The following is a 13,682-nucleotide window of genomic DNA, read 5'->3' as shown; positions in this document are numbered from 1 at the left end:
TGGTGGCAGGTGGAGGCACCAGCCACGGCGGTGTATGGCAGGTGGACCAACAGGCATTGTGGTGAATAGCAAATGAGAACACCAGTCAGGGCGTAATTGCCCTGGTAGGTGTCTCCACCTACCAGTCACGGCAAATGCTAAAACATTCCTTTAAGGTGTTTATAATTTGATTTTATGGTGTCAAATACTTCGTCCATTCTTCCACCAAGTAGGAGTTTACCCATACTTTCGGTCATTCCCATCACTTGACTAGGGGTAATGTGCGCAGGCATGGCCAGGGCGCTTGGATTTGTGAAGATATTTAATAAAAATGGTCCATCCACTCGCAGGGCTTCCGATATTGCGCCAACAACCTCACTAGGGTTGTGAATATTAAGTGCAGGAATACCATATGCTTCAGATAATCGAGAGAAGTCAGGGTTTAACATATCTGTTTGATTGTCTACTAAACCAGCTACTTGCATTTCCAATTTTACCATTCCCAGGGTTCTATTGTTGAAGACGATAAGTTTAACTGGTAAATTATATTGTCTGATTGTTGCCAGGTCTCCCGTCATCATAGATAAGCCTCCATCACCACACATTGCGATAACTTGTCTTTCAGGATGGGCAAGAGCGGCACCAATAGCCATAGGCATAGCGTTTGCCATACTACCATGATTGAAGGATCCCAAAAGTTTGCGGTCTCCAGTTTGTTGAATATATCTAGCACCCCAAACGCAGCACATGCCAGTATCTACTGTAAATATTGCATTAGGGCTAGCGTGCTGGTTTAAAACATCAGCTACAAATTCTGGTTGAATGGCATCTTTTTCACCTGTATCATCTACGTATTCATTCAGGCTTTCTTCTACTTTTTTATAGAATTTACCGAATGAATCTACAAAAGCACTGTCTACACAGCCATTTAAGAGGGGAAGCAAGGCTTTTATTGTTTCCTTGATGTCTCCAACTGCTCCAATATCCAGTTTACACCTGCGTCCCAGCCTTTCTTCGGCAGTGTCGATTTGGATGATTTTATTATCCATAGGCATAAACTCGTCATAAGGCATATCAGTGCCTAATAAAATTAGTACCTCAGCTTCCTTCATTGCTTGGTAGCAGGATGGTAATCCTAGAAGGCCAGTCATACCAACATCATAAGGAGCTTCCAATTGTGCATTCATCTTTCCTCTGAAGCTATATCCAACGGGTGCCTTAAGTTTATGAGCTAGTAACTTTAATTCTTCACGGGCACCTGTTGCTCCGATTCCTGCATAAATAGTGATTTTCTTGGCTTTATTTATGAGGTCTGCAATATTTTGAAGTTCATGATCTGAAGGTCTGATCAGGGGATTGCATCGAAATATCTGAGTTGAAGTATGCGTTTCTTTTGCTTTCATTTCTGAAACATCGCCTGGAAGTCCAATTACTGCGACACCCTTTTGCGATATAGCATGCTGAATGGCAGATTGGAATATCCTTGGTGCTTGTTCAGGGGTGGTAACCAGTTGGTTATATCCACTACAGTCATCAAAGAGTTTATATGTATTTGTTTCCTGAAAATAACCCATTCCCATTTGATAGGTTGGAATAGTTGAGGCAATTACGATCATAGGTACATGCGCTCTATGCGCTTCATAGACGCCATTGATTAAATGTACGTGCCCAGGACCACAGCTACCAGCACAGCATGCAATTCCATCGAGTTCTGCTTCCGCGGCGGCTGCATAAGCACCGGCCTCTTCATGCCTTACATGAACCCATTGTATTCTGCCGTCTTTACGTATTGCTTCATTGAAATAATTTAAACTATCACCGGTAACTGCATAAATTCTTTTTACGCCAGCTTCTACCAACATCTCTACTAATTGCTCCGCTACTATTTTAGCCATATGTTAAGGGATTAATATTTAAGTACTAATTAATTAACAGATAGGCAGCCCTTTAGTTTCCGGAAATAAAAAAAGCGGCAAAAGCCGCTTTAACAATATGTTGATTATTATTAGAATTTATAGGTTACACCAGCACCCAGGATTTGTCTTACTTGTAAACCTGGTCCTTCACGGCCGTCACTTTTTATTAAAGTTACATTGTCATCATACAATAATTGAACTGACGCATTAACGGTGATAAATTTGTTCACCTGCAAATTTAAGTTAGCAAGATAATCCACATCAACGTTTTGTGGGTCCTGAAGGTAATTTGAATAAAGTTTTAAGATGTTTTCAAAATTGATGTTCTCCATCAATCCGACTTTGTAATATACATCTAAAGCAGCACCAAATTCATTTCTTGAAAATTTATCTGGATCTACGTCGAAATTTTCTCTTAAGCTTTCTGCTCCGACCATAATAAACCTTGCAGAAGCAGGGGAGAAGTTGATTTTGAAGTTGTCAGACTCTTTGTAAGCGATACCTGGTCCAAAGCTTAAATAAGCAGGTGCAAAAGGTGCTGATATTTTATCTCCTCTTTCTGTCCCATCATAATCATAACCATTAGCGAATTGCGTATTGAAATTCATGAAGAAAGTATAGAGCCATTTTTCAGCAGCTTGATATCCCAAGAGACTATTGATAGCAAATCTATCATCGTTTTTTCTCCAATCAGTTTCCTTTTGAAATGTTTGGCCATACGCTGCTAAAACTTTGTTGTCCCAACTCCATTTATCTTTTTTATAATTGAAATCATAGTTAAACATCAGGTTGCCGGCCATGGAGTTTACCCCACCTGCAGCCCAATTTGAAAATGAGCTTTGATTAATAAGAAATGTGTTTTCACCTTTGATGGTCCAGATTTTGGTGGTGTCGGCAGCTACGGCTTCTTGGTCGACAGTTTCCTGAGCCGAAAGATTCATAGAGAAAAGAGATACGGCAGATAAAATAGCAATTTTTAATACTTTCATTTTTTTAATGTTTAATATTTGAATAGTTGTGAAATTTGCGGGGCTAAAATATTAAATCTGAATATCAAATCAAGGGTTTGCCGAACTAATCTGCCAGAAAACTATAGTCAATATTATTGAAATACAATAAAAAAACATTGTTAACGGTATTCATAAGCATTTTTATCTGATTTAAATTGTTGTTAAATTTTTGACTGTTTACGTTGTTGGATTGTAACTTTTTGATAATTGTTATGAGAATTTACTCAGTTTTTCTTAATAGATTTTTAAAATAAGGTACTATTATAAATGGTTAATTAACATTTTGGTTATTTGCTGTTCTTTTAATTAAAAATTAGTATTCGTCAAGCATAATGGACTAGATTTTGTAAGAAGAGGTGAAAAAGAAAATATGGTAATAGCTGTAGATTTTGATGGTACGATCGTTGAGCATAAATATCCCAAAATAGGAAGGCCCGTTCCTTTCGCTATTGATGCTCTGAAGCAGCTTATTAATGAAGGTCACCGTTTGATTTTGTGGACTGTTAGGGAAGGCGAATTGTTACAAGAAGCTATTGAATATTGTGAAAAAGCTGGGGTTCATTTCTACGCTCATAATTCGAATTTTCCGGAAGAAGAAAGGCAACATTCGTCAAGGAAAATCAGTGCAGATTTATTTATTGATGATCGAAATTTCGGGGGATTGCCTGATTGGGGGGAAATCTACCAAGCTATTCATAACAACCGATCGCATAATTTATCTTTTAAATCTTCATCTGAGATGGACCTAAAATTAAAAGAAAAGAATGTGGGCTTTTGGGGCAAACTTTTCAAATAGTGTTTTATTTATTAGAAATTACTATATTTATAGTGTAAAATATTAATTGAACCAATTTATTATAGAGCCATCTCTTGGCGTTTGCGATAGATTAAATTAGCGAATAAAATACATGTTTAAGCACTTAAAAAGAGGTGTAAGGTTTGGGCTACAAATTAATAAATATAAGGTGTTTAGAGATATAAACTATCGTCAGACCTTTAATAATGTTATAAATTTGTTCTATTCGAAAGTATATGAAACAACAGTATAGTTAAATTGTTATTAGTCGTGGCAATCGTTTCATTCCACACAAATCTTAAAAAATAAATATTCGATGGAGTTTTTAATTCTACTTGTTCCTTTCTTAATAGCTATTTTACTTGGGAAAATAATTATCCCATATATTATGCTTATTACTTATAGGAAGAGGTTATTTGACCCGGTAGATGCCCGTAAAGTTCATCAGAGTATTATTCCCCGATTAGGTGGTGTTGCTTTTGTTCCTATTCAATGTTGTCTCTTGGCAATTACTGTCGTCCTAGTATATAAAATCAATTTCATCAATTTAGGTATCGTGACATGGGAAGTTTTCCCGATGTTTATTATGTTGATATGTGGGTTAGTGATATTGTATATCATTGGGATTGCTGATGATTTGATTGGTGTAAGTTATAAGTGGAAATTTGTTGCCCAGATATTGGTGGCATGTTTATTTCCATTGGCAGGATTATGGATTAATGATCTTTATGGCTTGCTGTTTATCACTTATTTGCCGATTTGGATAGGTATTCCTTTAACCATTTTCGCGGTTGTATTAATTATAAATGCTATCAATCTTATCGATGGTCTGGATGGTTTATGTTCGGGGCTTGTGGGTGTTGGGTGTTTGGTTTTAGGAACTTTATTTGCCTATTATCAAGCCTGGATTCATGCCTTATTAGCATTTATCACAACAGGCATTCTGATATCATTTTTTTACTATAATGTATTTGGAGCATCGAAAAGACGCCGAAGAATATTTATGGGAGATACAGGGAGCATGACATTAGGTTATACCATGGCGTTTTTAGCCATTAGTTTTGCTATGAATAACAAGAGTATTAAGCCATTTTCGGAAGGTGCTATCGTTGTTGCTTTTTCTACTTTAATTGTTCCGGTTTTTGATGTGGCTCGTGTGATTTTTATCAGATGGTACAAGAAATTACCATTGTTTAAAGCTGACCGAAGCCATTTACATCATAAATTGTTAAGAGCAGGATTATCACATAAAAGTGCTATGATGAGTATCATCGGTTTATCTTTGTTTTTCTGTGCTTTTAATATTATCATGGTTCAATTTATCAGCAATAATGTTGTTGTATTATTGGATTTCATACTTTGGTTTGCATTTACATTGACCTTTAATTATTTTGTAAACAAGAAGAAATCCGCTTTAGGGGTTCAGGAGATGTTAACAGAACCAGTTAAGGTTGAAAATGTAAAGGAGACCGAAGTAAAATTTGGGGTAAAAAATATAACTATCAAATCATAAATGAATATAGCCATTGTAGGAGGTTCAGGTTTTGTTGGAACAAAACTCATCAGCAACCTTTTGGATACGCCTTCACTAAACCTTGTCAACATTGACAGACAACAAAGTTCTACCTATCCTCAGCTCACCAAAATTGCAAATGTCTTAGATAAATCTAAATTGACCGAATTGTTGAAGGGTCAAGATGTTGTTGTATTATTAGCTGCCGAACACAGGGATGATGTTTCTCCAGCCTCACTATACTATGACGTGAATGTTCAAGGAATGCGAAATACGCTTGAGGCGATGGAGGCAAATGGGGTTTCTCGTTTGGTTTTCACAAGTTCTGTTGCGGTATATGGTTTGGATAAAGATAATCCTGATGAATCATTTCCTGCAGATGCATTTAATCATTATGGCAAAAGTAAATGGGAGGCAGAACAGGTTTTGCAAGAGTGGAATAAAACTCATTCTGATTGGAACATCAATATTATCAGACCAACTGTTATATTTGGGGAAGGAAATAGAGGTAACGTATTCAACTTGTTAAATCAAATAGCTTCGGGTAAGTTTATGATGATTGGGGATGGGAAGAACCAAAAATCTATGTCATATATAGGGAACGTTGTTGCATTTATTGAATTTTTGATTCAGCATAAGCGTGAAGGCTATAATGTTTATAATTATGTTGACAAGCCTGATTTTACAACGAATGATTTGGTTTATCATACAGGTGAGATATTGGGCAAGAAAATACCAACCACACATATTCCATATTGGTTAGGGATGTTGGGAGGTTATGGATTTGATGTATTGGCACTAATCAGTAGAAAGAAATTAACGATAAGTTCAGTTCGCGTAAAGAAGTTTTGTGCTGTTACAAAATATGATTCTACCAAGGCAATGTCTTCAGGATTTGTTCCACCATATTCAATGGAAGAAGGTCTTCGGAGAATGCTTACGGCTGAATTTGGAAAGTAATATAGACGGTGTTTATATTATTTAACATGAAATTTTAAACCATGGGGCTTAAAGAACAAGCTGCTAAAGGAGTTTTCTGGGTTTTTGCTGAGCAATTTGGATCACAATTGATAGGTTTTGTCATAAACCTTGTTTTAGCACGCGTATTATTACCATCCGACTTTGGAACTATTGCGTTATATGGTGTTGTCATGAGCATCTCTGCTGTTATTGTCAACGGCGGTTTGACGAGCAGTTTGATTAGAGCTCAGGATGTTGATGATACGGATTTGTCTACTGTTTTTTGGTTTAATTTTGTCGCCAGTTTAATCCTATATGCAATTGTTTTCTTGATTGCACCTTTGGTTTCAGCTTTTTATGATATTCCTATTTTAACTGACTTGATCAGGACTTATGCATTGATTCTGATAATTGATTCCTTTGCAGCTGTTCAAGCCAGTCGAGTGATGAAGGCTATGCAATTTAAAACAGCCTTTAAGATACAGTTGCCGTCCATGTTAGCAGGAGGTGCTACAGGTATTTACTTTGCTACGCATGGTTATGGACCTTGGTCTTTAGTATATTCATCTTTGGCCCAGAATTTTGTATATGCCAGTCAATATTGGTTATACAGCGATTGGAGACCATCATTTATTTTTGATAGGGAGAAATTTAAATATCATTTCAATTTTGGAGTAAGACTAACTGCTTCCTCTCTACTGGATACTATTTTTAACAATTTATATACAATTATAATCGGGAAGACATTTTCTACCAGAGAATTGGGGTATTATAATCGTGCAGACTCCTTAAAACAACTTCCTATTACTAATATTGCAGGTGCATTAAATAGAGTTACCTTTCCGTTATTTTCGAAATTAGCTCATGACGATATTGCATTAAAAAAATACTATCAGAATATTATCCAGATTGTAATTTTTCTAATAGCACCAATCTCAGTTTTAATGGTTGTGGTTGCAGAGCCATTAATTCGATTTTTATTAACCGAACGTTGGCTGCCATCTGTACCATACTTTCAAATCTTATCGATAGGAGGTATTTTTTACCCTATCCATACTTATAATTTGAATATCCTGCAAGCTAAGGGGAGGTCTGATCTGTATTTGAGGATTGAGATCATCAAAAAGTTTGTCATAGTAGCTGTGATTTTTGCTTGTTTTCCCTTTGGAATGATGGGCTTAGTTTGGGGTAGTGTTTTTATTTCTGTGATAACGGTTTTTATAAACACCCATTATACTTCTAAATTTATCAATTACCCTATTTTCAGCCAATTTGCTGATTTGCTGCCAAGTATTTTCAGGGCATTGATTGTTGGTGCACTGATCTATTCGTTGGATCATTTTTTCCTAATTAATTACGGAGATTTTGTGAGATTATTAATAACAGTAACATTATTCCTTGCCATATATTTTGGCTCAGCCTATTTGATGAAGTCTAAGGAGATATTTATACTGTTGGATTTAATCAAAGGCACTCGTAATAAAGCTTCAGAATAATTTCAGAAGAATTAATATTAAATGATTTCCACGCGTTAATATGCCGCTTTCATTTCCTGAATTAGAGATTCCTTTCTTTAATGTATAATAATATTCCTGCATGTTTTGTAGATATTTATCTAACAATTTTTTTAAACCTGATTTTTTACGTTGATTTCTCAAATTAAGGTTGGATTTTTGTGCTATTGTATTAAAAACAATAAATTTTAAATATCAACTAAATCATCACAACCATCTGAGAATAAATATATTGGATATTAATATTTAGTTTATTAGTATTGTAATAGTATATTTTTACTTTTTTAGTTTAAAGTATTTATGAATAACATTAAGGCGATTGCCTTTTATTTGCCCCAATTTCATCCTATTCCAGAGAATGATGCATGGTGGGGAAAAGGATTTACGGAATGGACGAATGTTGCTAAAGCTAAGCCCATGTTTCCGGGTCATTATCAACCCCATGTTCCTGCTGATTTAGGGTTTTATGATTTACGTGTTCCTGAGACTCGAAAAGCGCAGGCTGATTTAGCTCGGGCATATGGTATTTCAGCATTTTGCTATTGGCATTACTGGTTTGGCAATGGGCGTAGAATCTTAGAAAGGCCATTTCAAGAAGTATTGGAAAGTAGTGAACCGGATTTTCCATTTTGTTTGGCTTGGGCAAATGAAACTTGGAGTGGTATTTGGCATGGTAATCCCAAATCAGTATTAATGGAACAGGTTTATCCTGGAGAGCAAGATTACATAAATCATTTTAATACAGTTCTGCCTGCTTTCAAGGATCCTCGTTATTTTAAGGTAGATAATAAGCCATTGTTTATGGTGTATAAACCTATGGAAATTCCTGACTTGGGTTTATTTGTATCTACATTTAGGAAATTAGCTGCGGAGCATGGTTTGGAGGGGTTGCATTTGGTGGCTACGAATGTCGATCCAGATTGGGATACACAAAAGTATGGGTTTGATGCATTGACGCCAGCGGTGCACACTAAAGATTCATATCTTAAATCAGCTAATAAATTCGTAGACCTTTATCGAAGAGCAAAAACAAGCAGATTAAACAAGATTTATAAAAAGATTTTTAAACGCCCTACTCGAATTTACCAATATAAAGATGCTATCCAGGACTTTAATGAAGATTCTAAAGGTAATGTATATTATCCAACGGTGATTCCAAATTGGGACAACAGCCCGAGGAGCGGAGTGAATGGATTTGTATTACACAATTCGACACCTGAATTATTTAAGAAAGCATTCATAAATGCTGTTAGTAGGGTGAAGGAATATGAGCCTAAGAATCAGATTGTATTTTTGAAATCGTGGAATGAATGGGCTGAGGGTAATCATTTGGAGCCGGATTTAAAATTTGGGCACAAATACCTAGAAGTTGTAAAGGATGTCCTACAAACAAAAGATTAGTTCTTATAGAAAGAAGTTTAACGGTTTAGTTTAACTAATTTTCATAAGAAATTAATCACATGATACCAGTCACACGACCATTTTTACCCCCTATAGAGGAGTACAGGGATTATATTGAGAGTATTTGGACTAGGAATTGGCTTACCAATATGGGGCCATTAGCCAGTAAACTTGAGATGGTTTTAAAGGAGTATTTTAATTTAAATCATCTTTTATATGTTACCAATGGTACTGTTGCTCTTCAATTAGCTATTAAGGCTTTAGAGTTGAAAGGAGAAATCATTACAACTCCATTTTCCTTTGTAGCTACAACCTCTTCTATTGTTTGGGAAAACTGCTCACCAAAGTTTGTTGATATCGATCCATTTAGTTTAAATATCGATCCTAAAAAGATCGAAGCAGCTATTGGTCCAAACACATCAGCAATTTTAGCAACTCATGTATATGGTAATCCTTGTGATGTAGAGGCTATAGATGCGATTGCGAAAAAGTATAATCTGAAGGTGATTTATGATGGCGCCCATGCGTTTGGCGTTCAGGTGAATGGTCGGTCGATATTTGAATACGGCGATATCAGTACTTGCAGTTTACATGCTACCAAGTTATATCATAGTGTAGAGGGTGGACTGATAATTACTAAGGATCCAGAATTATTGAAAAAGATTGCTCACATGCGCAATTTTGGAATTTCGGGATACAGTAGTTTTTCAGAGTTGGGGATTAACGGAAAGAATTCTGAGTTTCATGCGGCTATGGGTCTTATTAATTTTAAATGGATTGATAAGATTATCAAAAGGAGGTTGGAAATTATTGAAAGATATAACCAAAACCTTCAGAATTTCAAGGCGAAAGTTCCATTATGGCATAAAAATTCAAACCAAAACGGGGCATATTTGGTTTACATTTTGGAGTCAGAGGATTTATTATTGAAGGTCAAGTCGAGCTTAGACACATTTGAAATATTCACTCGCCGATATTTTTATCCTAGTTTGTCATCTAGTTTACCCTACTTAGCTCCAGTGGAAATGGAGGTTACAGATGATATTGCAAAAAGAGTTTTATGCTTGCCCTTGTATTATGAATTGACTGATGAGGAAATTGATTGGATTTCCAGGATTATATTAAGAAGTCAAAATAATTAGTACATGATCATATTTGGTGCGAAGGGATTCGCAAAAGAAGTTTTGGAAGTTTGTTTAGAGAAAGAAGATAGAGATAATATTGTCTTTTATGATGATGTGTCTACGGATTTGCCTGACAAACTTTACAATGAGTTCAAGATAATGAGAACCTTGAAAGAGGTAGAAGAATATTTCAGGGAGGTTGACAATCGGTTTGTCTTAGGACTTGGCGGACCTGCATTAAGAGAAATGGCGTGGAAGAAATTCACTTCCATCGGAGGACAACCTTCCTCTATGATTTCATCAACCAGTAGGATTGGATCATTTGGCGTTGAGCTCGGTGAAGGAGTAAATGTGATGCTGAATTCAGTTATTACGAATGATGTAAGAGTTGGAAAAGGGGTTTTGATCAATCAAATCAGTTCTATAGGTCATGATGTTGACATTGAAGATTTTGTGGAGGTTTGTCCTGGGGTTGTAATCTCAGGAAGAACGAAAATTGGAGAATTTACGTTTTTGGGGTCAAATTGTACGATCTTACCTAATATAAGTGTTGGTTCGAATGTAATTGTAGGTGCTGGCTCAGTGATTAACAGAGATATTCCAAATGGTTGCACAGTTGTAGGTGTGCCGGGTAAAATTATAAAAACGAATTAATTGGTAAAGGATAATAGTTTAATTGTAAAACATAAAATGAAAGATATGTAATAAAAGGTAATAAGTAACATAAATCACACAAACTAACAACACACACTAGTAATAAAATCTTAAGAACAACTCATTATGCTTAGAGAAAGAATAGGTATAATGCAGCCATATTTCTTTCCTTATTTGGGATATATCAGTTTGATAAAGCATACAGATCGTTTTATCTTATTAGATACGGTTCAGTTTAAACGTAAGGGCTGGATTGAAAGAAATCGAATCTTAAAGCAGAAGGAAGGATGGTTGTATATTCAGGTCCCTCTTATCAAAAACAATGGTAGGTCGACTTTAATAAAGGATTGTGTTTTAGACAACTCAAAACCTTGGAAAAATAAAATCTTAGCTCAACTTTCAATTTATAAAAAAATTGCTCCGAACTATAGTTCAACGATGGAATTTTTAGAGGATACATTATCTGGAGATTTCGATAACATTACCATGTTGAACAAACATGTTCTGCAGCAGATATGTGCTTATTTAGATATTCAGAGGAATATTTCAATTTTTTCGGAGATGGAATTAAAAATTGAGAAACCTCAAGATTCAGATGAATGGGCATTAAACATATGTAAAAGCATAGGTTCTAACTTAACTTACATAAACCCCAGCGGAGGTAAAAGTTTTTTCAATAGAAGTAAATATGATGTCGCAGATATCGATATGTATTTCCATCAGATCAAACTAAGGGGCTATAAGCAAGGATATCGGGAATTTGAACCTGGTCTTTCTATTTTGGATGCAATGATGTTCAATTCAAAAGAAGAGATCCATACGATGTTAGATCAGTTTGAATTATCATAAGCTAAGGAAACAACAACACACTAACCATAATTATTAACCGAATTATTTAATCTATTATTTGATGATATGGATTATTTGAAAAAAGAACCGATAGATGTTTCAGTCATTATGACTACGTATGGACATGAGAATTTCATTGAGAAAGCGATTCTGGGGGTTTTGGATCAAGAATTTGATGGCACCATAGAATTGATTATTTCAAATGATAAATCACCTGACAATACGAATGAGGTGGTAGAATCAATTTTGAAGAAGAAGAAGTATGATCCTTCTAAATTCAGTATTCGATATTACAACCATATTGTTAATAAGGGATCCATTAAGAATTTTATATGGACTTATGAGCAAGCAAAGGGACGATATATTGCAGTTTGTGAGGGTGATGATTATTGGATCGATTCCAATAAAATTCAAAGGCAGGTCGATTTTTTGGATGCTAATGCGGACTGTAATCTTGTTTATCATCGAGTGTTATTGTACGACAATGAGGAAGGTCGTTTTATGCACGAGACGTTAAATAAGACTGAAGTAGAAGCCAAAAAAGATTTGGTTCAAATATCATCGGGGAATTTTATTCATACTCCTTCTGTATTGTTCAGGAATAATTTGCCATCGATAAAGTTGTTGGAGAATTCTTTAGTTGGAGATTATGTTCTTTGGTTTTTAAATGGTGAGGTTGGGAAATATGGTTATTTACCACAGTTTATGGCAGTTTACCGGATGTCAAATATTTCAATTTTTGGCAAAAAATCTGTTTTCTTCCAATCTATGCATGTCTTGAAGGCAGTTTTGAATTTAAAGAACTATGCTAAGTGTAGGAAGATTAGACAGAATTTCATTAAGCAAAGTCAGAAGATTTCTGAAGATGTTGGAATTTCGGCTTTATCTACAAAGGAATTTGGTCAACTTTTTATGTTGATGTTCAAAATTTCACCTAGCAATGCCACTTACTTATTAAAAAGGATTTCAGAGAAGCTTGTATTTAGAAAAGCTGTTGTATTGAGTTTGTTTATCACTAATCCTGAGCTATATGTTTACTGAACTTAAGAGAATGTCTAAGGTTGTAAGATGTATGGCAGCTGGATATAAAAGAGGGATTTTCAAGCTTCCAGAGTTTTCTGAAACTGAGAAAGTTATCAAGCTAAATGGTAAGGAGAAGAACTTGCCTTCAATACCGAGGATCATATGGGTTTATTGGGAAGAGGATGAACTCCCAGAAATCATAGAAGGATTTATTTCAAAATTAAGACGGTTTGATGAAGGTTATGTGATAAATGTTCTTTCTAAGAACACTCTGCACAATTTCCTGCCATTGTTTACCTGTCACCCGGAAGTTCCAATAGCAAACAAAACTGATCTAATAAGGCTAGATCTATTGTATAAATATGGAGGTGTATGGTTGGATGTTACCATTTTACTTCAGGAGAATTTGAGTTGGTTACATCATCCGGATCTAGAAAATCGATATGATTTGATAGGTTTTTACCGGGATGTAAATACGGTTGATGAAAACTATCCAGTAATCGAAACTTGGTTTTTGGCATCATCAGCAGGCAATAGATTCATTAAGAATTGGTTGGATATCCTTACTCCGATGCGCGAATTGGGGAGCAAGGCGTTTTTTGAAATATTAAAAAAGCGGGATGACTACAAGAAAATAAGCAGAAAAATTGAGCCGCCCGATTATTTACTTGTCTACTTGGCATGTCAAATTGCACTTCAATCGGATAATGATTATAGTTTTTATCTAAGGAAAGCAGAAAACAGTGCTTTTTACTTACAGAACTATTATGGATGGAACCCTAATGTCATTGCTTATGCACTCACGCAATTAGACAGTTCGAAATCGAATTTTAAGCTTATCAAGCTAACTGCTGGAGATAGGTCTTTGCTTGATGTCTTAAAGGATTTCAATTTAATAAAGTCAAGGAGTTTGATAGGACAATTAATTAGTCACTGATTTAAG

At 35.4% G+C, this 13,682-nt stretch carries 12 protein-coding genes; 10 read left to right on the top strand and 2 right to left on the bottom strand.

Translation table 11 applies throughout. From position 1 onward, the window contains the following. Nucleotides 1-137: 137 nt before the first annotated feature. Nucleotides 138-1,874, bottom strand: a complete 1,737-nt coding sequence (locus CRT24_RS04965; protein ID WP_099370148.1) for a thiamine pyrophosphate-dependent enzyme — start codon at nucleotides 1,872-1,874, stop codon at nucleotides 138-140. A 110-nt stretch (nucleotides 1,875-1,984) separates the two neighbouring features. Further along, nucleotides 1,985-2,884: a DUF3078 domain-containing protein gene (locus tag CRT24_RS04960; protein WP_099370147.1), complete on the bottom strand. Its 900-nt coding sequence runs from the start codon at nucleotides 2,882-2,884 to the stop codon at nucleotides 1,985-1,987. A gap of 391 nt (nucleotides 2,885-3,275) precedes the next feature. Here CRT24_RS04960 and CRT24_RS04955 point away from each other — a divergent pair, with 391 nt between their 5' ends. The 10 genes from CRT24_RS04955 to CRT24_RS04910 all read left to right on the top strand — a co-directional run bounded on the left by CRT24_RS04955 (nucleotide 3,276) and on the right by CRT24_RS04910 (nucleotide 13,676). Beyond that, entirely contained in the window at nucleotides 3,276-3,701 is a 426-nt protein-coding gene (locus CRT24_RS04955) for a BT0820 family HAD-type phosphatase (protein WP_099370146.1), read from the top strand. Between the two features lie 316 nt (nucleotides 3,702-4,017). Further along, a complete protein-coding gene (locus CRT24_RS04950; RefSeq protein WP_099370145.1) occupies nucleotides 4,018-5,214 on the top strand; it encodes an MraY family glycosyltransferase in 1,197 nt (398 codons plus the stop codon). Next, the gene (locus tag CRT24_RS04945; RefSeq protein WP_099370144.1) at nucleotides 5,215-6,174 is read left to right on the top strand and encodes an NAD-dependent epimerase/dehydratase family protein; all 960 of its coding nucleotides are present in this window, start codon (nucleotides 5,215-5,217) and stop codon (nucleotides 6,172-6,174) included. Between the two features lie 41 nt (nucleotides 6,175-6,215). Further along, nucleotides 6,216-7,670, top strand: coding sequence for a lipopolysaccharide biosynthesis protein (locus CRT24_RS04940; protein ID WP_099370143.1), 1,455 nt, complete (start codon nucleotides 6,216-6,218; stop codon nucleotides 7,668-7,670). 318 nt (nucleotides 7,671-7,988) lie between these two features. Continuing rightward, nucleotides 7,989-9,089, top strand: a complete 1,101-nt coding sequence (locus CRT24_RS04935) for a glycoside hydrolase family 99-like domain-containing protein (RefSeq protein WP_099370142.1) — start codon at nucleotides 7,989-7,991, stop codon at nucleotides 9,087-9,089. A 59-nt stretch (nucleotides 9,090-9,148) separates the two neighbouring features. Beyond that, nucleotides 9,149-10,231, top strand: a complete 1,083-nt coding sequence (locus CRT24_RS04930) for a DegT/DnrJ/EryC1/StrS aminotransferase family protein (protein WP_099370141.1) — start codon at nucleotides 9,149-9,151, stop codon at nucleotides 10,229-10,231. Nucleotides 10,232-10,234: 3 nt separating this feature from the next. Then, complete coding sequence (locus CRT24_RS04925; protein WP_099370140.1) at nucleotides 10,235-10,867, top strand: NeuD/PglB/VioB family sugar acetyltransferase; 633 nt, start codon at nucleotides 10,235-10,237, stop codon at nucleotides 10,865-10,867. Nucleotides 10,868-10,993: 126 nt separating this feature from the next. After that, complete coding sequence (locus CRT24_RS04920) at nucleotides 10,994-11,716, top strand: WbqC family protein (RefSeq protein WP_218962577.1); 723 nt, start codon at nucleotides 10,994-10,996, stop codon at nucleotides 11,714-11,716. Nucleotides 11,717-11,782: 66 nt separating this feature from the next. Further along, complete coding sequence (locus CRT24_RS04915) at nucleotides 11,783-12,757, top strand: glycosyltransferase family 2 protein (protein ID WP_099370138.1); 975 nt, start codon at nucleotides 11,783-11,785, stop codon at nucleotides 12,755-12,757. Further along, nucleotides 12,747-13,676, top strand: coding sequence for a capsular polysaccharide synthesis protein (locus tag CRT24_RS04910; protein ID WP_099370137.1), 930 nt, complete (start codon nucleotides 12,747-12,749; stop codon nucleotides 13,674-13,676). Before CRT24_RS04915 ends, CRT24_RS04910 begins: the two co-directional genes overlap by 11 nt. Nucleotides 13,677-13,682: the final 6 nt, after the last annotated feature.

The sequence above is a fragment of the Sphingobacterium sp. 1.A.5 genome (assembly GCF_002734235.1).
Taxonomy (GTDB): Bacteria; Bacteroidota; Bacteroidia; order Sphingobacteriales; family Sphingobacteriaceae; genus Sphingobacterium; species Sphingobacterium daejeonense.
Note: the sequence above shows the minus strand (reverse complement) of the source record. Positions and strands in the feature narration are given on the sequence as shown.